15 protein-coding genes are annotated in these 23,064 nt (G+C 56.8%); 1 reads left to right on the plus strand and 14 read right to left on the minus strand.

Annotated features, from left to right (window positions below):
• Positions 1-18 precede the first annotated feature (18 nt).
• From OES25_06485 to OES25_06550, 14 genes are all read right to left on the minus strand, one after another.
• Positions 19-1,809 (minus strand): hypothetical protein, encoded by a 1,791-nt coding sequence (locus OES25_06485; protein MDH3627289.1) that lies wholly within the window; start codon positions 1,807-1,809, stop codon positions 19-21.
• Positions 1,810-1,818: 9 nt separating this feature from the next.
• A complete protein-coding gene (locus OES25_06490; protein MDH3627290.1) occupies positions 1,819-2,868 on the minus strand; it encodes a GDP-mannose 4,6-dehydratase in 1,050 nt (349 codons plus the stop codon).
• A gap of 86 nt (positions 2,869-2,954) precedes the next feature.
• Positions 2,955-4,118 (minus strand): glycosyltransferase, encoded by a 1,164-nt coding sequence (locus tag OES25_06495; protein ID MDH3627291.1) that lies wholly within the window; start codon positions 4,116-4,118, stop codon positions 2,955-2,957.
• Positions 4,118-5,338: a glycosyltransferase gene (locus tag OES25_06500; GenBank protein MDH3627292.1), complete on the minus strand. Its 1,221-nt coding sequence runs from the start codon at positions 5,336-5,338 to the stop codon at positions 4,118-4,120. Before OES25_06500 ends, OES25_06495 begins: the two co-directional genes overlap by 1 nt.
• 233 nt (positions 5,339-5,571) lie before the next feature.
• Entirely contained in the window at positions 5,572-7,188 is a 1,617-nt protein-coding gene (locus tag OES25_06505) for a carbamoyl transferase (protein ID MDH3627293.1), read from the minus strand.
• Positions 7,188-8,468 (minus strand): hypothetical protein, encoded by a 1,281-nt coding sequence (locus OES25_06510; protein ID MDH3627294.1) that lies wholly within the window; start codon positions 8,466-8,468, stop codon positions 7,188-7,190. The genes OES25_06505 and OES25_06510 overlap by 1 nt, the downstream gene beginning before the upstream one ends.
• Before the next feature lie 26 nt (positions 8,469-8,494).
• Entirely contained in the window at positions 8,495-10,021 is a 1,527-nt protein-coding gene (locus OES25_06515) for an O-antigen ligase family protein (protein MDH3627295.1), read from the minus strand.
• A gap of 3 nt (positions 10,022-10,024) precedes the next feature.
• Positions 10,025-11,896: an asparagine synthase (glutamine-hydrolyzing) gene (gene asnB / locus OES25_06520; protein ID MDH3627296.1), complete on the minus strand. Its 1,872-nt coding sequence runs from the start codon at positions 11,894-11,896 to the stop codon at positions 10,025-10,027.
• Between the two features lie 147 nt (positions 11,897-12,043).
• Positions 12,044-13,156, minus strand: coding sequence for a glycosyltransferase (locus tag OES25_06525; protein MDH3627297.1), 1,113 nt, complete (start codon positions 13,154-13,156; stop codon positions 12,044-12,046).
• Positions 13,157-13,184: 28 nt separating this feature from the next.
• Positions 13,185-15,059, minus strand: coding sequence for an asparagine synthase (glutamine-hydrolyzing) (gene asnB / locus OES25_06530; GenBank protein ID MDH3627298.1), 1,875 nt, complete (start codon positions 15,057-15,059; stop codon positions 13,185-13,187).
• A 48-nt stretch (positions 15,060-15,107) separates the two neighbouring features.
• The gene (locus OES25_06535; GenBank protein MDH3627299.1) at positions 15,108-16,424 is read right to left on the minus strand and encodes a polysaccharide biosynthesis C-terminal domain-containing protein; all 1,317 of its coding nucleotides are present in this window, start codon (positions 16,422-16,424) and stop codon (positions 15,108-15,110) included.
• Positions 16,425-17,046: 622 nt separating this feature from the next.
• Positions 17,047-18,927, minus strand: coding sequence for an asparagine synthase (glutamine-hydrolyzing) (gene asnB / locus OES25_06540; GenBank protein ID MDH3627300.1), 1,881 nt, complete (start codon positions 18,925-18,927; stop codon positions 17,047-17,049).
• A 69-nt stretch (positions 18,928-18,996) separates the two neighbouring features.
• A complete protein-coding gene (locus OES25_06545; GenBank protein MDH3627301.1) occupies positions 18,997-20,325 on the minus strand; it encodes a glycosyltransferase in 1,329 nt (442 codons plus the stop codon).
• On the minus strand, positions 20,322-21,503 hold the full coding sequence (locus tag OES25_06550; protein ID MDH3627302.1) for a glycosyltransferase family 4 protein: 1,182 nt from the start codon (positions 21,501-21,503) through the stop codon (positions 20,322-20,324). Before OES25_06550 ends, OES25_06545 begins: the two co-directional genes overlap by 4 nt.
• Positions 21,504-21,941: 438 nt before the next feature.
• On the opposite strand from OES25_06550, the gene OES25_06555 reads away from it, so the two are divergent.
• Entirely contained in the window at positions 21,942-22,778 is an 837-nt protein-coding gene (locus OES25_06555; protein ID MDH3627303.1) for a class I SAM-dependent methyltransferase, read from the plus strand.
• Positions 22,779-23,064: the final 286 nt, after the last annotated feature.

The following is a 23,064-nucleotide window of genomic DNA, read 5'->3' on the forward strand; positions in this document are numbered from 1 at the left end:
GGCGATTCTATTGGCATTTCAGTTCAAGAACGTCGAGCTGACTCGTTTCATGTTGCGGCAGGGAATGCCGGTTTTTCGGCAGGCGTCCTGGATCAGAGCCTGCGCGTCGTCGTCCAGAGATGGGATCGCGATGATGATCTCATCGACCGTCTCTCGCTCCACGATCCGCCCCAGATCGCCACGACCGCCGTAGATCTTCAGTCCGTGGATGCGGCGACCCCGCTTCCTTACGTCATCGTCGATAAAGCCGACCGGTTGGAACCCCAGGCTGGAGTCGCTACGAACCTCACGAAGCAGCAGTTCGCCCGCCACGCCAGCGCCGAAGATCAGCAACCGACGCCCGGCGGCCGTCTGGTTGTTGGCCCATTCCCGTAGCACCCTGAACATCACTCGGCTGCCCGCCGTGAACACCAGCAGCAAGACCGCGTCGATCACGAAGACCGTCCGCGAGTAGCCGTCGAGGCGATTGATACCCCAGAGCAGAACGACCGAGACCAATGTCGATGTCAGGATGCTGCGGCCAATGACCGTCAGATCGTGGATCCCGGTAAACGCCCAAATGCGACGGTAGAGACCGAACGAGAAGAAGACCACGAACTTGACGGCCAGCACCACCGGGAGAGACTCTATCAGCTTGTCCTGCGGTAGGCCGACGAGGTCACCCTCAAAGCGAATCATGTACGCGGCGATATAGGCGGCACCAAACAGCGTGAGATCGATCAAGACCTCGGCCATTCGCATCTTCTGCATTACCAGCGTACGAATGAGCGTGCCGTCGGCTGAGGTCTCCCCTTCGACCGGCTTGTACAACTTGTCATGGGCCAGGAACACACCAAACCAGAAGATCGCGATCACGGCCAGGATGGCGAAGACTCCCAGTCCGAAGGATCCGACCTGAAGGCTGAGCACCGCGATCGCCGAGAACACGATACAGATGGCATAGATCACGAGGACGGCGGCGCGCTCACTCATTCCTAGACGAACGAGGCGATGCGAGGTGTGATCGCGCCCCCCCTGCGACACTGGGGTTCCGGCGAGCGTACGCGTTACCGTGACGAACGTCGTATCGAAGATCGGCACTCCAAGCACCACAACCGGGACCGCCAGGATCAGGAACGTATTGGACGCCTGCTCCCAGGTGCCCAGAATCGAGATCGCCGCCACCGTGAAGCCGATGAACAGCGATCCGGAATCGCCCAGGAAGATCTTGGCCGGATTGAAATTGAATATCAGGAATCCGATCAACGCCCCGGCCAACGCCAGAATGACGACACCGAACGCCTCCGGATTCCCCAATAACACGTTGAACAGGAACAGCGTCAGAAGGCAGATCGCGGCCACCCCCGAACTCAGGCCGTCCATATTGTCCAGCAGATTGAAGGCGTTGGTGATACCGACGACAAAGAAGATCGTCAGCGGAATCGTGACCAGCGGCATGCCCAGGATGTCGAAGTACACACCGGTGTAGACGAGCACGCAAGCAGCGACGATCTGACCGATAAGTTTGCTGCCGGGGCGGATCTGAACGAGGTCATCCAGTAAGCCCAGCCCGAACACCAGCCCGGCGCCAATCAGCACGCCGAGAATACGTGTGCGTGTCGAATCGTTGGGGAACTCAAGAAACGGCACCACACCGATCATGAACGCAGCGAAGACCGCGACTCCGCCGAGGAGCGCCGTCGTTCTGGTGTGCCATCGATCGCTCTTCGGCTTGGCGACCATTCCGGTGCGACGAGCGACCCACATCACCAGCGGAGTCAGTGCTGCTGAGGCGATCAGCGCGGCAATGAAACTGAATACCGGCTTCAACTCGGCACTCTACGCGTTAGGCGTAGGACTCGGCGCCCGTTTGGGCGGGTCGCTCGACTGCGGGCGAGCCGGGGTCGACTCGACCGAAGTTGTGCCGATGATGGATCGTTGTTCTGCGATGACCCGCTCGAGAATCTCGTGGATCGCCAGCGTCGGTTTGAAACCAATCAGATCGCCGACCCGCGAGAGGTCGGGGATACGGCGAGCCATATCCTCGAAGCCCTCGGCGTACGCCTGGTCATAGGGAACCAGAACAACGTCAGACTTCGAGTCGGCCATCGCCTTGACCATGTTCGCCAGGTCCGCGATCGAGATTTCCTGGTTGCTTCCAATGTTGAACACGCGACCGGTGGCACGCGGCTCGACTCCGAGCTTGACCAACGCACCAACCACATCGGAGACATAGGTAAAGCAGCGTCGCTGGGTCCCATCTCCGAAGACCGTGATGGGCTGTCCCGTCAATGCCTGGCGAACGAAGGTCGGGATCACCATCCCGTACCGGCCGGTCTGCCGTGGACCCACGGTATTGAACAACCGGACTACCACGACCGGAAGCTCGCGCTCGTTGTAGTAGGCCAGCGCAAGAAACTCGTCGATGGCCTTCGAGCAGGCGTAAGCCCAGCGTCCCTTGGACGTGGGCCCCATCACCAGATCGTCGTCCTCCGAGAACGGGATCTTGGCGGACTTGCCGTAGACCTCCGAGGTCGACGCGATGACGACGCGCTTGTGCTTCTTTTCGGCCAACTCGAGGATGATCTCGGTTCCGCGAACGTTGGTCTCGATGGTTCGCACGGGACTCTTGACGATCAACTTGACGCCGACGGCGGCCGCCAGGTGATAGATCAGATCCGCCCGATCGACGAGTTCGGCCAACAGCGGCTTGTTCATCATCGTGTCAATGATGTAATCGAATTTCGGATGCTCGCGGAGATGGGCGACGTTGCGGATCGACCCCGTCGACAGGTCATCGATGATGCTGACGCTGTCGCCACGTTCCAGTAGCGCATCGGCAAGATGCGACCCGATGAAACCGGCGCCGCCGGTGATCAGTACGTGCAAGGGTCCCCTCCGCGAGCGACTCAACCGTGCCAGTGAGTCTTTCGTGCCCGGAAAGGTACGACGATGCCCTGATTTCTGCCATGCCGTTAGGGTCCGTCTTCACGCTCAACGGGCTCCCAAACTCCCGAAATGCGTCCGCGTAAAGCCCGGAAAAGGCCGAAAGACGCGGCAAGATTGACCAGGCAGAAGTAGAACGGGATGAAGATCAGTCGCCGTCGACGAAATGCAGGGACCAGGCCCAGGAGAGCCAACGCGTAGAACAGCACCTGCCCAATGAGAAATACGCCGTAGAACGGTTGCCCCGCCAGCAGGATGTTGAGGGTCAGCGCCGCCAACAGCATCGGGGCCACAAGCCATCGCAAGAGGCGGTGAGAAAGCAGTTTGACCACCGCCCCCGGCCCCCGGAACGGGTTTAGTAGGCGACGCATCGACCACAACGCCGCGGCGTTTCTCGAAATGATCCGGGTCTTCGTCCGAAACTCCCCGGATACCGTCGTCGCGACGGACTCTTCGATGCGTGCGCGAGGCTCGTAGAGAACCCTGAACCCCTGATCGATCACGTTCAACGGGCTCATGAAGTCATCGGGGAACGCGGAGACGACCGGACGGAACAACGTTCGGCGGATCGCGTAGCAGGCACCACTTACGATCACGGTGCCACCCAGACGACTCTCGAGCGTCCGCAGGAGCACCTCGAATCGCCAGTAGAGCCCCTCGCCACGGCTCACGCCGGTCGCATCGACGTTGCTGTAGAAGATCCTTCCGCCAACCATGCCGGCACGCGGATCATCGAGTCGCCGTACAAGGAGCCGAACCACGTCGCTTGCGAAGCTTCCCGCCGCGTCGGTACAGACCACAACCTCACTCGTCAGATCGCCGACGATGGCGCTGAAGTTCGCCGCTTTTCCCAGGCGGCGTGGTGCTACGTAGAGCTCGACGCCTCGATCCGCGTACCGGCGCGCCAGATCGTCGGTCCCGTCACTCGAACGATCGGATACCACGAGGAGCCGCATCGTGCCGCGATAGTCCTGTGCCAGCAGACTATCGAGTTTCGCTGCCAGAACGGCCTCCTCGTTGTAGGCACCGATAAGTATGGTCACCGCGGGCCAATCCTCAACCCGGTTGTCTGGATCCGCAGAAGGCCGTTTTGTGGCGCTCCCACGAAGTCGGACCAGTCCGACGAGGATCAATGCGTAGCCGCCGTGCAGATAGACCAGTAGGGCTGCCAGGATCCAGAAGACCCATTCCATCAGCGCGTCTCCTCGAACAGCGAGACGAATCGGCGACCACAGACCTTGCGATCGAAGGACTCGCGGACCATCTCTCGCGCGGCCACCACCCGGCGATGAGTAAGCTCCGGCTCGTCGAACACGCGTCGCATCGCCGTCGCCAGACTCTCGGGATCCCGCTGCGGCACCAGCAATCCGGTCACCCCGTCCTGGACGGCCTGTTCGACCGAGGCGATTCGGCTCGCGACTACAGGAACTCCTGCGGCCATTGCCTCCAGCAAGACGTTTGGCAGGCCTTCCCTCCCACCGTCGTGTCTCAGTTCGCTGGGAAGCACCAGCAGGTCGGCTTGGACAAGGGCCCCGGCAACGTCCTCCTGGCTCACTTCACCATACATCTGCACCTGATCTGCGATGCCCAGTTGCTCGATCGACTCTCGCGTCGCAGCCCGTTCGGGGCCGTCCCCGAAGAGGTCCAACCGAAACTCGACTCCACCTTCGTGAAGAAGTCGGGCCGCTTCGATCAGGTAAGCGATGCCTTTCCCGTACGCCAGCCGACCGACGAAAACGATCCGCCGTGGAGAGGAGCCCTGCGGTGCGCTTCGTTCGACGTCGAACGTTTCGAGATCGACGCCGTGAGAGAGAAGGACCAATTTGCGATGGTCCTCCGGGTCGGCGATCTCTAAGAGCCGTCCAAACGTCGCCCGATTGCAGACCGCCACAAACGACGCGCCCGCCACTTTTTCGCGCAGCATTACGGGATCTCGAAAGACGTCCTGTCCGGCGTGTGACGCCATGCTGAACGGTGTCCCGTTGAGACGCTGAATGACGAGCGCGGCGATCGCGGCATGGTTGGACCAAGCTGCGTGGACTCGATCGGCTCGCCAGCGCTTGCACTCGCTCGCGAACTGTACGCATTTCGGCAGGATCAGCAGCGTCTTGAGCCGACCCCTGATCGATGATCCGCGATGAAGTACGATCCACAACAGCGTTCGGATCAGGCGAATTGGCCGTCGAACCAGGTAACCCACGAACGCGGCGAAAACGCCCGGGGAGACCAGCGGCCCCCCGATAAGAACGTTCTCTCGCAAGACCCGCGCGTCTTTCTGCCAGATGTCGCAGGAGCCGTCCAGGAAGTGCATCAGGCCCACGTCATGGCCGGAGTCTTTCAATGCTCGCAGGTCACCGAAAATAAATGTCTCGGTGACGCTGGGAAACACCGTCAAGATGCAGGCGATCCGCATAACTACGTCAAGTTGACCCTGACAAACCACTCTCCATCCAACCCCTCCAGCGTGTATTTGCCGTCCACTTTTGGGTGCTTTCGAACCGCCCCATCATTTTCCTCGGAAGTGTTTCCGATGCCCTGGTAACAGTCCCCCGAATCGATGGTGAGCGCGTTCATCATTGCAGTGAACCGTAGAGCTCCTCGTGGGCGACTAGTTGACGATGGACTCAAAACGTAGCGCGCGCTGAACTATTTTTCGAATACCCAGTTCCCCACAACCAAGGCGTCCATACCGGTGCCATAGAAAGTGGTAATCGCATCGCGAGGCGAGAGACAGATCGGCTGCCCCTTGATATTGAACGAGGTGTTAATGACGACCGGGATACCCGTGAGCTCGTCAAATTTCGAGATCAGATTGTGAAAGAGAGGATTCGTTTTCCGTCCGACCGTTTGGATTCGTGCAGTTCCGTCAATGTGGGTGATACTGGCCAGCCGCTGCTTCCACGCTTCATGAACGTCGAAAGTCATCGTCATGAACGGAGACGGAAAACTGTCCACGAAGCAATCCTGCACGCGCTCCTCCAGTACGGCAGGCGCGAACGGTCGAAAGTCCTCGCGAAATTTAATCGTCGCGTTAATCTTTTCCTTCATGTCGGGGTCCTGAGGGTTGGCCAGGATCGAGCGGTTTCCCAGCGCCCTCGGGCCAAACTCCATGCGCCCCTGGAACCAGGCGAGAATCTTGCCCTCCGACAGACTTTGTGCGGCGTATGCGGCGGGGTCGTCGACCTTGCGTGCCTGGAGGCCGTAAGAGCGAGTGAAACCGTCGATCTCATCGTCGGTAAATGACGGCCCAAGATAGACGTGTTCCAGCGGTTCGGGACTGATCCCCTTCTGTGCCAGAACTTCACAACCCGCGCCGATACAACCGCCGGCGTCGGAGGCAGCGGGCTGAACAAAGATGTTCTCAACCCACGGCAGTGCGGCAATTCGCTGATTCATGACGCAGTTAAGTCCAACCCCACCGGCAACGCAGACGTTCTTGGCTCCGGTAATTCGGTGGTAGTGATCAAGGAGATCGAGCATGCATCGCTCGAGCGTTTTCTGCACACTGAATGCAAGGTCCTTGTGGCGCTGAGTGAGAGGTTCGTCGGGCAGCCGTGAGGGTCCAAGTCGCTCGATGAGTGCCTCATGAAACAGCGCCTCCTGCTTGCCAGGAAACGGCGACTGGGGCCCGACTGATTTCATGTACTGTAGGTAGTTAAAGCGATGATCACCGCCCTCCCATGACAGCAGGAACGATAGGTCGATCTCTTCCCGGCCGTAGGAAGCGAGGCCCATCACCTTGTATTCGTCGTTGTCGCGAGCGAAACCGAGGTGCTGAGTGATCATCGAGTAGAAGAGGCCCAGACTGTTTGGACGCTCGATCGACTTTAGCGGCTCAATCACTCCCCCCCTGCCGAATGAGACGAACGTAGATACGGAGTCACCTGAAACATCGGCCGAGATGATCAACGCTTGGTCAAATTCCGACAAGCGATACGCGCTGGCAGCATGGGCCAGGTAATGCGAGACCAGACGGATCTCCGGCGCGTGACCGAAACGGCGGAGGAAGAAGTCCGCCAAGCGTTCCCGCATATTGGTGATCGTCGCGTAGTTGTAGGCGACCACATCTATGTCCGAGATTTCGATGCCGGCCTCTTTCAAGCAGAACCGCACGGCGTTCTCGGGGAGTCGGGCGGTCGCATGCTTGACCCGTAGAAATCGCTCCTCCTCGGCCGCTGCCACGAGCTGGCCGTCGCGAAACAATGCTGCGGCACCGTCGTGGTGACCAGCCCGAATCCCTCCGCAGATTCCAAGAACGTACATTATCTCTTTCCCTCGCGAATTGCTTCCAGTCTTTCGACTTGCTGTTTGAAAATTGCTTCCTGCGGAAACCTGTCGCTGAGCATGCGCGCCACACGGGTCGCGTTGCCCCATGCTTGCTGTTCCTGATAGATATCGACTAGTAATTGATAAGACGCGTGCCTGTGTGAGTGATTGAGGATCAGACTCTCGAGAAGCTGTGCGGCCTCCTCGTCGCGCCCCCCGTTGTCGAGCGTTCGTGCAAGTTGGAATGCGGGCTCGAACCGAGCTGGCTGAAGACCACGTGCCCTCCCCAACGCCTCCACCGCCGCTTCAGTCCGGCCGAGTCGATCGAGTGTACGGCCGACCTGCAGCCAAGAGCGGTAATAGCTGGGTTCCAGGGCGGCCGAACGCTGGAAAGCCGCAAGGGCACCATCCATATCGTTTTCAGCCAATAGGGTTTGACCTATCTCGATTTCGAGAAGGTGGGGAAGACTGCTCAACTTGACGGCCTCACGATAGCTGTTCCGGGCGTCAGCGAATCGACCCTGAAGCAGATAAACGCGGGATAACGCGCGATAGACTCGCTCATCGAGGCCCGGAATCGATCCCTCCCGAAGAACATCCTCGATACCGAGGGCGATCGCGTCTCGAACCAAAGGAATCCTCTCGATGTAGTCCGAGACGTAAAAGTGATCGTCTAAAATTGGGTGAATTCTCGCAGCTGCACGGAAATGAAGTGCAGCGCGTTCCTCGAATCCATGCCGCAGGTAGAAATCACCAAGATGGTCTCGATGATAAAAATTCATCGGTTCGATTCGGACGGCGTGTGCCAGCGCCAATTCCTGAATCCGTTCTTCCGGAAGAAGAGATTCGATCGGACTTTCCGAAAACCCAGTCAAGTCTATCGAGGCTTCGAGTCGTGATGACCTCGCCAGACTCTCTAGCAGTCGCCCAACACCTTCGTAGGACCATGCGCCCGGGGGCGAAAGGCGTATGGCCTCCAAGTATAACGTCACACCTCGCGCAACGAGATGTGTGACCTCTTCGTGAGTCATGTCGTTGACGAGTCCGGTATCCAATGAAATCGCTATCGAGTCCGCTTCGTCGATGTAGGAGTACGGTTCTCTGGGGAGAATCTCACGAACTCGCCGGTAACTTTCCATTGTGGCTTCGATGTTACCGTCGTAAAACGCACGCTCTGCCGCAGCGCGATGAGACCACGCTCGAATTCGATTCGACTCATTCCACAACCCCGCCAAGGCGATGGTGGCAAGAACCGTCGTCGTCGCCCAACGCTTCATTCGTGTCTTCGCTCTCAATTACGTAGTCAACACCCGCGAGTCTTATACGACTTGCTCGCAGTCGTTGCAACTTCACCGGCCATCAGATAAGCACAAAGGACGCAGAACAACGCCGCGTTGCTGTAGATCTGGAGATTGAAGTCAATGAACGAGTGGAGAAGCAGCGCAATGACCCCCACACACGCGCCGCGTTGAGGCCATCGACCAAACCGCCGAACACCCCTAATAGCTGGCCAGATCGCCTTCCTGAACAAGATCACCAGAGCCCACCCCATGGCGATGCCCGCTCCGATTCCTCCCTCGGCAAGCAACTGAGCGTAGTCGTTGTGGGCGCGGATCAGACGTCGGGGTGAAGAACCGGCGGCGCGGAGTGCGTAGGCCTCCTCGAACGTACCGAGACCGGTTCCAAGAATCGGAAAGTCTCGCGCCATTTCCATGGTTCTGAGGCTCGTGTGCCAACGAAACGCGAGAGAGGTCTGGCCACCAAGATCGGCGAAAGTCGCGTAGCGTTTCTGGATGTCACTACCACCTACCCACAGGGCTATTGGAATCGCAACTCCGACAATTGCAATCGGCAAGATCGCAACGCGCATCGAGAGTCGCTCAAAATACATGACAGCGATCCCCACGACGAGCAGCGCCGTTCCAAGAGCGACGACCGCACCGCGGGACTGGGAGAAGATCAGTGATGTACACCCAACGATTGAAACGAAAATGAGCAATATCGTTCCCGCAGTAACACGACGATGCCAGGTCCACGCCGCTAGGCCAATTGTGATCGGCAGGGCCATCTCCATCCAACCCGCGAAGTTGTTGTGACTGACAAATGGGCCGAAGGAACCCGAACCGCCGGCCGAGCGGAACCAGTACAGGTTCCCTTCTGCTGTTAGCTGCTGGAGTATCCCGACGATCGCTAGAAGTCCTACAAGACCGGCGATGGAATAAAGCATTTTCGAACCAAGGCGGCCATTACGAAAGCGATCTACTGCCACGAAGAACATCGCCAGGTGCGCCAGAAGAACCTGCAAAGCACGAAATGTATACGCAGGTGTCAGCGACAGCGAGCGTCTACTGGCGTATTGCACATCGAACGCGTTTGTTGGCAAAGCGTTTCGAATCTCGTCCCCGGCCGGAGAGAGCATCGACACCTCTCCAGCTTCGGGTGAGTTGTTATCCCGTAGCCACGTTGGCAGGTCACCAAACGAGCCCTCTCCGTCGGCCGGGTACCCTGGTAACGACTGCTCGAAGATTGTAGCCGTGTTGGGACTGAGTACACGGATCCAGGATGCCGGCAGAGGAACCAACTGGAGAACAACGATCATGACGAGCAACGTTGCGGGAATCATCATGCCGCTTCGGATCGAGTCGTGTTCTCTGGAGTTTGTGAACCACACTCTTCGAAGAACCCAGACGGCAGTTATGACGATTGTCACGATCTGGGCCACCGCGATCGACCACTCCTCGACAGTTCCGAACGCCAGAGGCGTGAAGACCACGAGGCCGATCAGACCAAAGTCAATAATCCGTCCCAGGAGTTCATCCAGAGTCCTCATGAATCACTTCGTTCCCGGCACCGGTCGATCCGCGATTCGGCGCATCCAGATCTCAAGACAAAGTATGATCCATATTCTTAAATCCATTCTCGCGTCCCCGCGTTTGAATCTGCTGATCCAGCTTCGGACCGTTTCTGCCCGCAGGTAGGAATACGATAATGCTTGTGGGTCGAGCAGGCACTCGTCGAGAGTTCCCGCCAAGTCTCCGCGCAGCCATGTCGTGATGGGCGGCATGAATCCGTGTTTCGGCCGCTCAATCACCTGCTTCGGCAACACACTACGGGCGACGTCCTTGAGTAACCACTTGCTAGTTCCTCGCCGGTACTTCCAGCTCGCTGGGAACCCCGCCACTAACTCGACCAGCTTGTGATCCAGAAACGGCACGCGCGCCTCGAGCGACGCCATCATGCTCATCTTGTCGACCTTCATTAGTAAGTCGTCCGCGAGCCACTCCTGAGTGTCCGCTCGTAAGATCTCGTTCAAGCCGCGCCCCGCGACGAAGTGTCTTTCCATTCGGCGCTCTAGGTGATCGCTATCGACCTGAGATCCCACCTCGGACCGCAACAACTCGTTCCGCGCGCTCGCAGGAATGACAGAACGAAGAAACACGAAACGCTCTGGTTGATCGAGTCCGATACTAAGTAGTGGTTTTCGAAGTCGCCCAGTAATCAGACGAGCCGCCGCCGTCCCAAACACCTTCCTAATTCCTCGGGGGATGCCCTCGACTGTCAGCATCGACTTTTCAAGCGCGTAACGGCGATAGCCTGCGAAGAGTTCGTCGGCGCCTTCCCCCGTCAAGCAGACCGTGACCTGCTCGCGCGCAAACTTGGAGAGCAGATACGTCGGAATCGCGGCGGGATCCGCAAGCGGTTCGTCCAGTTGTTCAAGTACGGAACCAAGGAGTTGCCCAATTTCCATGGCGCTCACGATATGCGTGTGGTGTTCCGCACCGAGGCTACGTGCGACCAGTTCTGCATACTCGGTCTCCGAATGCCACCCTCCTCCCTCGAATCCGATCGAGTATGACTTGACCGGACGGTCCATCTGTTGAGCCATCAACGCCGCGATAAGACTTGAGTCGAGCCCTCCAGAAAGAAACACTCCTAGCGGTACGTCACTCATCAGCCGAGCCCTGACGGATGCTTCCAGTCCACTTCGAACCCGCTCACGGCCCTCCTCGATCGACATCTCGGCCGCGGCGGGATTCAACTCCCAGTACCTGCGTGACATGACGCGATCATGTTCCACAACAAGGAGATGGCCCGCAGGTAACTTCTTCACAGCTGAGAATATGGTCCTCGGAGTCGGGACGTACTGTAGGGCGAGGTAGCCATCGAGTGCGATCGGGTCGATCTCCCGGCTCACCGACGGGTGCAGGAGTAGCGCCTTGATCTCCGACGCGAACACAAACGTCTGATTCGTCATAGAGTAGTAGAGTGGCTTGATTCCTAGACGATCGCGGGCGAGAAACAATCGCCGACGACGTGAATCCCAAATTGCGAAAGCGAACATCCCGTCGAGATGCTCGAGCATGCCGTCACCGAACTCCTCATAGAGATGTAGGAGGCTCTCCGTGTCGCTCCTAGTCGAAAAGCGATATCCTTTTTGCTCAAGCGTTCGGCGTAAGGACTGATGGTTATAGATCTCGCCGTTAAAGACGATGTGAATCGATCCGTCGCCACTGGACATTGGCTGACGGCCACCTGATGCGTCGACGATTGACAGGCGTCTATGCCCAAGTGCGATAGAATCCGAAAAGTACAGGCCTTGGTCGTCAGGTCCACGATGACCCATTCGGTCCGTCATCGCTTCCACGAGATTGCGGTCAATGGGAACATGCCCTGACCGCTCCAGAACTCCGCAAATACCACACATCAGCGCTTCCTCAACTTCTGCACATCGACCAGTTCTTGAGATCCGGAACTAATCGACGCCCCCTACGAAACTGAAGTCGGGACGACCAGGACAATCGCAAAAGAAACATGCAAGATCAGTGAGTTTAAGTGTACGGTAACCAACAAACTAGCCGCTCACTTTAGTTAAACGATCGTAAATTCCTGCGTACGTTGCGACCATCGTATCCGTGCTAAAACCCTTGCGAACGCGTTGGGCTCCCGCCTGACCAAGTTTCGTCGCCTCTTCATCATCGTCAAGCAAGCGATTACACGCCGCAGTAAGTCCCTCTTCGTCTCCCGGTGGTAGAACATGACCGGTTTCTCCATCGCAGACGACCCGTGGGAGATCCCCGACCGCAGTCACGACGACTGGCAAGCCAGCAACCATCGCTTCAAGCACAGCATTGGGCGTACCCTCGCGGTGACTCGTTAAAAGCAGACAATCCGCGGCAGCCAGAAGTTGCGGGACATCGTTCGACAGACCGACGAGTTTGATCCTGTTCTTAAATGCCGTACGCCCCACCAGCTGCTGTACTGCCTGATATTCTGGGCCATCACCTGCCAGTATGCAGATGGCTTCGGGATGAGTCGACAACACGCGTGCGACGACTTTCACAAATAACGGTAGATTCTTGTCTGAAACGAGGCGAGCGACCCCGAGAATGATCTGCGCGTTGCGGGGTAACCCAAGTTGATCGCGGGCCCGTTCTCGAGAGATGCTTGTTCCGGAGAAGTCGACTCCGTTCGGAACATGGGTCAGTCGAGACGGTTGAATTTGAAACGTCTCTGCCACGAATTCGAGACCGGAACGTGAATTCGCTGTCACGGCATCCGCCTGACGATGGGCCCACTTGTCCACTGCTCGGCGTAATCGGTGTCGGGGGTGAGGTCCCCAGCGAAAAGATGTAACGAACGGCAATCGGCAAACTAGATTGGCCACCGCGGAGTGAAGTGTCGGCCCCATGAGAAACGCCTGCAGCACATCGATGCCGTCGCTCCTGAGTAGTCGGGCCAACTGAAGTGGTCGCGTCAAACGGGCGATGCCGCGCATTGGCAATATCCGCACGTCTACGCCACTGTCACGCAACTCCGGCCCATATGGCTCGGTCACGTCTGAGAGACAATAGACAATGGGCCGCATCCCGTGATTGCGTCTTAGCCCCTTCGCCAAAGCAGTCAACTGCTTCTCGGCACCGCCGCGATGAAGCTGACCGATCACGAGACCAACGCTGCATCCCATCAATGGAATCGGCCCTGGCCCGGAATTGTCATGCCGACTCTCCGTGCACGCTTCGCTGCGCCCACAATTCGAACATCAATAAGCCATATAGCATCGCGGATCGATCCCGCCGTCCTGAAACATGATCGTCGATCAGTCTGTCCAGTAAGCGCGGATCGTAGTAACCACGATCGCGACATAACTTTCCGCGAAGAGTATCCATCAACATACTATTGAGCGCACCACGGAACCACTGCTTCAATGGCACGCCAAAGCCTTGCTTACGAAGGCCGACGATCTCCGGAGGGTAAAGATCCGCACAGGCTTTGCGAAGTATCTTCTTCCCCACGTTGCCGTCGAGTTTCGTTTCTGTCGGTAGCCGGTTTACGAGTTCCACAAGATGATGGTCCAGTAGCGGGACTCGCGCCTCCAGAGAACAGGCCATCGAAGCTCGATCAACTTTTGTCAAGATACATCCCGGCAAATAGAGTTCCATATCGATCAGTTGTGCGGCAGCGATCGGATCACCGTCTCGGGCATGTTCCAGATACAGGTTTCGCCCCGGTTCGCGGACAAACTGCTCCTCCAGGAGTGGCCGAAGGATTTCGCGCATCTCTTGCGACAGGAACGACTCGCCGACAAAGTAGTCGTCGGGAAAAGACAATAGCGAGCGGCTGAGCGCCCGCCGTACTCTACGCGCGCCACTGCTCGCGGAAGCCAAGTCCAGGGTCCGGACCGCGACACGTCGCAAGGTCGCCGGAACGCCGCGGAGACTTTCGAGTTGACGTAACTTGCGATACCGATGGTAACCGGCGAAGAGTTCATCGCCGCCGTCGCCGCTCATCGACACGGTTACGTGCTCACGCGCAAAACGACTAACCAAGTAAGTAGGAATTGCAGAACTGTCTGCGAACGGTTCGTCATACGCATTAACAAGGTCACTTAACAATTCGATGACGTCGGGCTGCACGATTAATTCGTGATGATCCGTCCGATGAAATGCAGCCGTAATTCTCGCAGCCGTGCTCTCGTCGTGTGACGTTTCGTCGAACCCGATCGTGAAGGTTTTGATGGGGCGATCACTGAGCCGACTCATGATGCCAACGACGGCAGCCGAATCGAGCCCACCGCTTAGAAACGCGCCCAGAGGCACATCGGAGACCATGCGTAATCGAACCGACTCCTCAAGAGCGTGTCGGATGTTCCTGGCCGTTTCGTCACACTCAAATTCCTCGCCACTGGGCATCTTCGGCTCCCAGTAACATTCCAGTCGAGATCCGTCATCTTCGACGACCAATCGATGTCCGGGCGGCAACCGGCTCATGCCTTCGAACGCGCAGTGACCGTCGGGTACATAGTGCAATTCGAAGTACAGTGCAGCTGCGACGTGGTTCAGCGTTCTACGAGCACCTGGAAGAGCTGCCAGAATCGCTTTTGGCTCTGACCCAAACAGTAGGCGACCGGAATCCATACCGTAGTAAAGAGGTTTGATGCCGAGTCGATCGCGAGCCAAGAAGAGACGATGTCGCCTCTGATCGTAGAGCGCAAACGCAAACATCCCGCGTAAGTCGTCAACGCAGCGTTCACCCTTCTCTTCGTAGAGATGGACAATCACTTCGGAATCGCATTTTGTTTTGAACTCGTGCCCTCTTGCAGACAACTCCTTTCGTAACGACTCAAAGTTATAGATCTCGCCATTGAAAGTGAGCCAGATCGACTCGTCTTCATTTGCGATCGGCTGATGACCGCCGGCGAGATCGATGATGCTCAGACGACGGAAACCCATCCCGATTCCGGGTCCCAGATACATCCCACTGTCATCCGGCCCGCGATGAACCAGCGTATCCCTCATCCGGGCCACCAATTCGGCTGGCGGCACCAATGAATCGGGTTTAGAGTCAAACACGCCTGCAAGACCGCACATCAGCCCGTCGCCTCTCGTGACGTCACAATTGCGCTACACAGTCTCTTGTTACCTCTCATCTCCATTGCCCTCGCGCACAAATCCACGAAGTCTTGACACCACTTGCTGTATGTCCTCAACCTTCAATAACAAGATGTCACTTAGCCCGTGGCTAGATAGTCTGGAGAATTCGATAATCACGATTCCTGCCACGACTGAGTATGAAATCGTGGATGCTGCTGCTGCACCCGCTGCGCCATACATCGGAATCCACCACAGGTTGAGCAACAGGTTTATTACGATGCCGGCAGCCGCGGCGATCGTCACGCGCTCCGGTCGACCGCGAGCGGCGAGAGTTGAGCCAAGAACTTGCTGAATCGACATTGCGAGAATTCCGGGGAGAATGACGACCAGTGGAAACACGGCAGGCAAGAACGCGTCAGTATAGAGGAGGGTGACAATTGGACGAGCAAAGATTCCGAAAACCAGACAGATCACGAACATTGCGGCCACCGTCATTCGTGAGAGTGTGATCGTGCGCCGATCTCGCTCCTCGTCGGCAATGCCTATGACGTACGGAAACAACACGAACGTGAGCGATGTCGGTACGTTCCATAGAATCTCGCCGAGTCCGACTGCTGTAGCGTAGTAACCGACCTCAGTGTAATCGACGAAGTGTCGCAACAGTGCCATGTCAAGTCGGTAATTAACGAACAGTAGCATCGAAAACAGATACACTCGGAGCCCGTAGGAGACCAATGGAGCAACGTGTTTCGCCTGCAACCGTGGGCGCGGGGCTACACCACGGAAGATCATCGTTCCGGCCCACATGACGACCAACAACTCACACACGAGAATTGCGCCGGCCATTCCCGCGATGCCTCGCGCCAGGACGACTAGTGCGACGATCACGGCCACGAGTTGAGCAACTGGCCAAACCGTATTCAGTATGTTGGCCTGCACGATCCGTTGAGTTCCTCGAAATACTCCCACGAGCGTCCCGAGCATCACGCGGACTGGAACGATCAACGCAGCAAGTAGCAACGATGTCAGCGACAGACCGGCCAACAATCCGTCCCTGAGGAAATACTCAACCGATAATGTCGCGCCTAGAGCCAACACGCCGAGAAGGAGCGCAACACCGAGACCGTTCTGCAGTAACGAGCGGCGATCCGCTCCCTTCTGGCGCAGATAGTAGATTAGCGACCACTGCATTCCTAACGGTGCAACGACGACCATGAGCTGGGGCACGAGCATCAAAGTCGCAAATTGTCCGCGCCCTTCGGGAAGCAGGTAGCGGGCGACAACGACGGACTGCACGACCCCGAAGATCAAGACCGCGGCCCGACTACAAAACGTCGTCAAGACATCGCGTTGAAAGCTCATGCGCTATCTTGAATCGATACGATCGTCAATGGTTGAAATCAATACAGCGGGCACGCCCCCGTACAACTTTTTGGCAGGCACGTCATGGGTGACGACGGAGTTCCCAAGTACGACCGCCCCCCGCCCGATCGAAATATCGCCATACGCGAGGACATGGGGATAGAGAGTCACTCCGTCTGAAATACGTGGATACATTGTTTGCTTCGTCTCGGATTCGTCAGCTACGGTTCGGGCGCCCAACACGACACCCTGAAACAGTGACACGTCTCGTCCAACGCTCGATCCCCGTCCGATCGTCACGCCGTACGGATGAGGCAAGAATAGGCCTGGCCCAACTTCCGCTGCCGGATGTAGTTCGCATGCGCTAACAATCATGTTGAATCGATGGATGAGACGTGAACGCACGTGATTTCCACGACGAGTCATCCGCTGAGCAAGACGAAACAGAAACACCGTCAGGAAACCAGCCTCAAAGATGAGTGCTCCGGAGACAGCCTTTCGTGTTGGCCGACCATCCGAATACCGGTGCCAGTCCTGCAAGAGGCCCTGCTGGCTTGCCTGTATGCTCATTCAGCTCCACCCATCCTGATTACTTCGACAACTGCGTTACAACTTACGGCCGTCATCGCCCGGCAGTGCCCACAAATGATGCGTGGCGGTGCAAGTCTTGTCGAACTTTCGCACAAGAGATATCGCGCAGGAATAATCTAGCCCAGATTTCCAGCAGCAGAAGACTAACTCGCGTACTTCCACTCTCCTGTTCGAGCAATTGGCTCATTGCGGGCCGATTCAATTGGAACATCTCTGCAATCGCAGATTCTCGGTAGAAAAGAGCGTCGACGCGCATTCTCCTGAGCGCGTCGGTTGGAAATCCGAGCTTCCGCCTGCGGCTGAGCTCGGGTGGGAGGTGGCGGTCCGCGATGCTACGGATCACCCATTTGTCGATGAGCAGCGGGTGTGCCCAGTCGAATCCTCGAATGCCCTTTCGCACCTTGAAGCGGTACGGAAGATTGACGGCCCCCCGAACAACCTCATGGTCCAAGAATGGAAATCTCGCTTCGATGCTCGCCTCCATTCCCAGTGCGTCGTTGCGATGCAATAGGGTTCGCAAGTGATACGTCAGGAGCTGTATCGAACGAGCATCACGATCACGGATCACACGCCCCATTCGTGTTTCGGCATCGGACTGCAACTGAGCCATTTCCGTAGAATGCTCACAACGACTGAGTAGATCAACCGCTGCGCGCGGCGGATTGCGGGACGGTGGCAATAAAATATCACCTAGCTTCGGAATACTCTGAACACCGCGGCGCAGACGTTCCATCGTCTTGTAGTAGCCGAGCAGTAGGTCGCGCACTACCATCCTCGGGTAACCGAGAAAGCACTCGTCCGACCCCTCTCCGGTGAGTACAGCCTTCACTCCGCTCTTCCTAACAAGTCGCGTCACGAGCATGAATGCAAGGGAATTACCGTGATACGCAAACGGATACTCGTAGTGCTCAACCACATCCGGAATGTGCTCCAGGTAGTCATCGTCCGTTACGTCGACCACTTGTAAGTCCAGCCCCAAGTGCTTGGCCAGCGCCACCGCCGCAGGGTGCTCGCTGAGGCGACCCACCACGTTCGCGTGGAATATTGCCAATCGATCATGCGATTTTGTGGCGAGGGACATGATTAACGATGAATCCACCCCTCCACTGCACAAGGCACCAACCGGGGCATCAGCCAGAAGTTGACGCTGAACCGCATTTGAGAGCCGCTCCTCAAACCAGTCGGTCACTTGCTCCGCGTTCATCGATTCGAAGCGACTTCCGATATCCGGGTCGAGAAAATCCGTGAGCGGAAAGAACGGTTGCGTACTGGCGGGTCCTCGACGATCGAAGCGAAGTGTCGTCCCCGGAGAAAGCACCCGAACATCGCGAAAAAATGAATGGTGCCGCGTCGGCTCAACTCCAGACAGAAAGAAACCGCTAACAGTGACGAGATCCGCCTCCAATTGGATCCACGGCTTAAGCGCCTTGATCTCGGACGCAAATATAAACTTAGTGTCATCTTCCAGGTAGTAGAGTGGTTTGATACCGAAGCGATCTCGCCCGAGGAATAGCTCTTGGTCTTGGTCGTTCCAGATCCCGAACGCAAACATCCCATCGAGAGATCGAATCGCCTCTTGACGATTACCTCGACTCAACCACTCATGGACTACTTCAGTATCGCTCGTCGTCCGGAGGTGGCACGTGAGTCGACTTGCGAGTTCCCTAAAGTTGTAGACTTCCCCATTGTAGACAATTGCTGAGGTTCTCTTCTCGTTCCAGAGCGGTTGATCACTGCGAGAATCCAAATCAACGAGGGACAATCGTGTGTGGACGAGCCCAATACCAGGGCCACTGTGTATTCCCGAATTGTCAGGACCACGGTGGCCAAGTAACCGCGAAGTACTAACCAGAGCATTCCGATCTGGAACTCTGTTCACGTCACGGTAAACAATTCCGAAAACCCCGCACATTCGTTTGCTCCTGAGCCGAAACAGTTTATCAGCAGGACTGAACGGCTCGGCGTACTTCACACTCCTCGGCTAGCTCGTCGGTAGTCCCCGATTGGAATCGTGTGGTAAACCGGTTCCCCAATCAGGGTCAACAGAAACCGGAGGAGGTGCGAGCCCGCCGTGACCCGAGTCGCATTGTCCCGCCCGCCCGCGACGAAACAGCTTGTAGCCGTAATAGTGGCCAACAACGCCAAGCCAATTGGTAAACACTTGAAGGCGACCAAGACCACCACCCCATCCAATCTCGATCCCCTCTCTATACATTGTCTCGTATTCGTGCCCGACGGATTGGATAATCAGGTTCTTGTCGGCGTAGTCAAGCGAGAATGCCGCAAGTCTCTTTCGCAACTTGTCATCACGCAACAACCTACTCAGACTCGCAACCAGGTTCTTGTAATCTCCGATCGGGTTTCCGGCCAGCCGCCCCTTGTCGAAATTGAATCTGCGGAATCCTTCGATTGTATCGGGCGTCATCACGCCACAAAACCCGTTTGGCCCCAACGAAACGACCGGACGACCAACAGCCATCCCTTCGAGTGCCGAGCGTGCGCCGTTCGCAAGCACGATGTCGGCCATCGCGAACGCCTCAGCCGTTCGATTAGTACTTCCTGGCGCCAAAACGAACTCAACACCCACAGATCGATGAACCTGCCGAATTCGTTCGAGAACTTCTTCGTGAGAATTGCCGTCTCCGTACAGTACTAGACGTGCGTCCGGTAGTGAGCGATGAATCTCCTCGGCAGCTTCAAGTAAACTAATCAATCCCTTGAGTTTGAGCCGATCGTGGCGGCAAATCGTTACGAGTACCGGAGCGCCTTCACGAATCCCCAACTCACGACGCAGTGCCTGTCCGGTAACCGAGGATGAGAATCGCTTCCCGTCGATACGCGCAATCATGTTCCGAAATATCTCTCTTTTCCACCCGTAGCGTTCGACGAGATCGGCCATCTGCTCAAAGCTAAAAGCGTTTACGATTGGAAGACGAGGGTGCGGGTACGGCAGGTTAAACATGCCACCGTATGTAGGCACGAGGGGTCGGTCCGTCCAGATCCCCGCAGCGACGGCGTCAAGAGTGCAGTCAAAGCCGTTCGGACATAGCAAGTCGATCTTGAATCGATTCGTTGTCTCTACGAGCTTGCTAACGATCGTCGGTGATGGATGACGCACATCGGTGTCGACCTCGATGTGAGTAATCCGGGATTCGTCCAGCAGTTTCCTGAGGGGCCCCCCCTTGCTCACAAATACGACTTCGTGACCTCGTTCCTTCATCTCACGGGCAACCGTCACAGTTGTCTGAAACGCGCCACCCACACCGAGGCATTCGACGTAGTACAACAGTCGCAGTTTTCTGGCATTCACGATCCCCGCCCTCTCGCAGCCAGCGCCCAGTACAAGTCGAGATGATTTTGTGCCACCTGCTCCGTGGAGAAGCGTTGCTCAATTGTTCTTCGCGCTTCTTGCCCCATTGAATTTGAGCGGCTCTCGGACGAAATGACGTCGTGCAACAACTTGGCCAATTCCTTGGGATCCCTCGTCCCGGCGATACGTCCATCACGTCCGTTAGTAATAATGAAGTCGAAAACTCCAGGTATCGGGGTCAGGACAGCTGGGACACCACAGGCCATCGCTTCCAGGATGACAATACCGAGCCCTTCGCGCTGAGAGAAGAGTGCGAACACGTCGCTGGCACGGATAATTGCTCGCTTCTCTTCCGGCGAGTCCACCCGGCCAAGAAACACGATATGATTGGCTAGCTCCGGCTCCGTACTCCGCTCCCGAAGTGTTTCGACAAACAATTCGTCCAGCGTAGGATCTTCACTTCGATTCACCGGCCCCATCAATACCAATACAGCCGCCGGGTCTGACGACAGCAGCAGTCGAAAACTCTCGACTAACAAATCGACGCCTTTACGTGCCGTCACGGTTCCTATGAATAGAACTACCGGCCCGTCGTCATCACGACCAGCCGCGTTTCGCAACGTGCGTCGTCGTTCCGCATCGACAACAGGCGTATAAAACCCGTCGTCGACCCCACATGTAATCGCGTGCATTGCGCTGCTATTAAACCCAGCTTCCACGAAAGACCTGGCTTGATGCGGCGTATAGATCACGACAGCATCAAACATCCGCAACAATCGAACTTTCAACCATCCCATTCCCTGAGCAGCCACTGCCGCAGCATCGTCGGAACCCTGTAACGAACTCGTATATACGCATCGCACGCCAGCAATAAGTGCCGCAACGGGTAGCAAAAATGCTGCCCAACCTGCGGTAAAGGCGTGAATCGCGTCGAATTGGCGCCGTCTCGTGATGATGTACAGGAACACACTCACGGCAAACATGAATCGGTCCAGACTGTTGGTCTTGCCGGATCCACGCCTCAGAACAGACACTCCATCGATGGTCTCCCGTTTGCTCAGTTCCCCGACGCGAAGAGTAAGGACCGTCGCTTTAACGCGACGCGTCCCCAGGTGGTTCAGCAGCTCGTGCTGCTGAGCGGACGCTCCGGAGAACACCGGTGGGTAACGCCCAGTCACGACTAGGAGTCGAAGCGGTCGTTCCGATCCTGCACACATTCTGACTTCCCTTCCAACCGATCAACATACGCATTCCGCTGCCTCTCGTCCAACCAAGAATGCGACTGAACCCTCGTGTTTCCCGGAAACGGTCTCAGTTGGCTAATGGCAACCGAGACGGCGCGAAGTAGCGAACTCCTCCTGGCACTGCGAAGCCCCCGGCGGTAACTTCAGCTTGAGGTTGATCGTATCCGGATCCTTGCCATCTCGATTCGGGCACGCCATAATCCATCAGCTTGAGATTTTTCTGCGGAATTCTCGCCAAGGAACCGTCCTAAAATGAAACCTTCCCTCATCAACAGCTTGGCGTGTCCGAAGTGTGGGCGCGGCCTTTCCTTGGGTTCAGATCGGCAGGACGACACCGAGATCGAGGAAGGATCCATCTCCTGCCCTTGTGGGATGGATTTCCCGATTCGGAATGGAATCCCAGAATTCACGCCCAACGCCTACGTACAGAGTTTCTCGTACCAATGGCACGCGATAAAAACTACGCCCTCGCTGAAGACGTTTTCTACCGACACAAAATCCAGCTTCATACGAACCATCGGCCGGACTCCGAGTCAATTCTCTGGAAAGAAAGTACTGGATGCAGGGTGCGGGCGCGGAGTATTGCTTGAACTGCTTTCGAAGAACGATGCCAAAGTCATCGGCATCGATATGAGCGACGGCATTTCTGTTGCCGCTTCAAAAGCGAAGAAAGAACGCCAGGCCCATGTAGTGAGGGGTGACATCCTCCAACCACCATTTCCTGACGAGAGTTTCGATGCCATTTTCAGTCTTGGCGTGCTGCATCACACATCGGACTGCAAGGGGTCTGTGCTTCGTCTCGCACGACTGTTGCGACCTGGGGGGTTCATGGCGATATGGGTTTATTCATCTTATTCACGCTATCGTAACGCCTGCTCTGATGCGTTGCGCCACGTGACGACTCGAATGCCTCATTCGATACTCTTCGCCCTCTGTCATCTTGCCGTTCCCATGAAATGGATTCAACGGATCCCTATTCTGGGCTTACCATTTCGCGTAATTCCTATCGCGGCTGAAGGCCCGTGGCAGTCGGTGGTTCTCGGAACTTTCGATTGGTATTCTCCAAAATTCCAATCAAAACACACTTTCCCCGAAGTGTTCGAGTGGTTCGAGGAGGCCGAGCTAGAGCAAATCCGAGTCCACGATTGGGGAATTGCCGTCAGCGGTTACGCCCCTCAGAAGAAAGAGCCTTCTCCCGCTCAAAGCTGACGCTATTAGTACGAGACGATCGGCGTGTTTTGCCACGACATCAAGATCAACATTTCGGTTTCAGCGACGTCATCTCCGAGATTAGGCCCGATTTGGATGAGCTATTCTGGACGCTGCAAAGGGGTCTCGGATGAAGAAGAGTAGATTCAATTCCCAGCGGTTGATCGATGCAGTTCAACGCCTCGCAGGGGCGATTCAATGATTGGCATTTTTCTTCGTCGCGGAAGCCTGACTGAGAGATGGCCCTCGACGCCAGCGTTACCGGTGGCAATAATCACCATTATTA

The organism is Acidobacteriota bacterium (genome assembly GCA_029861955.1).
Classification (GTDB): domain Bacteria; phylum Acidobacteriota; class Polarisedimenticolia; order Polarisedimenticolales; family Polarisedimenticolaceae; genus JAOTYK01.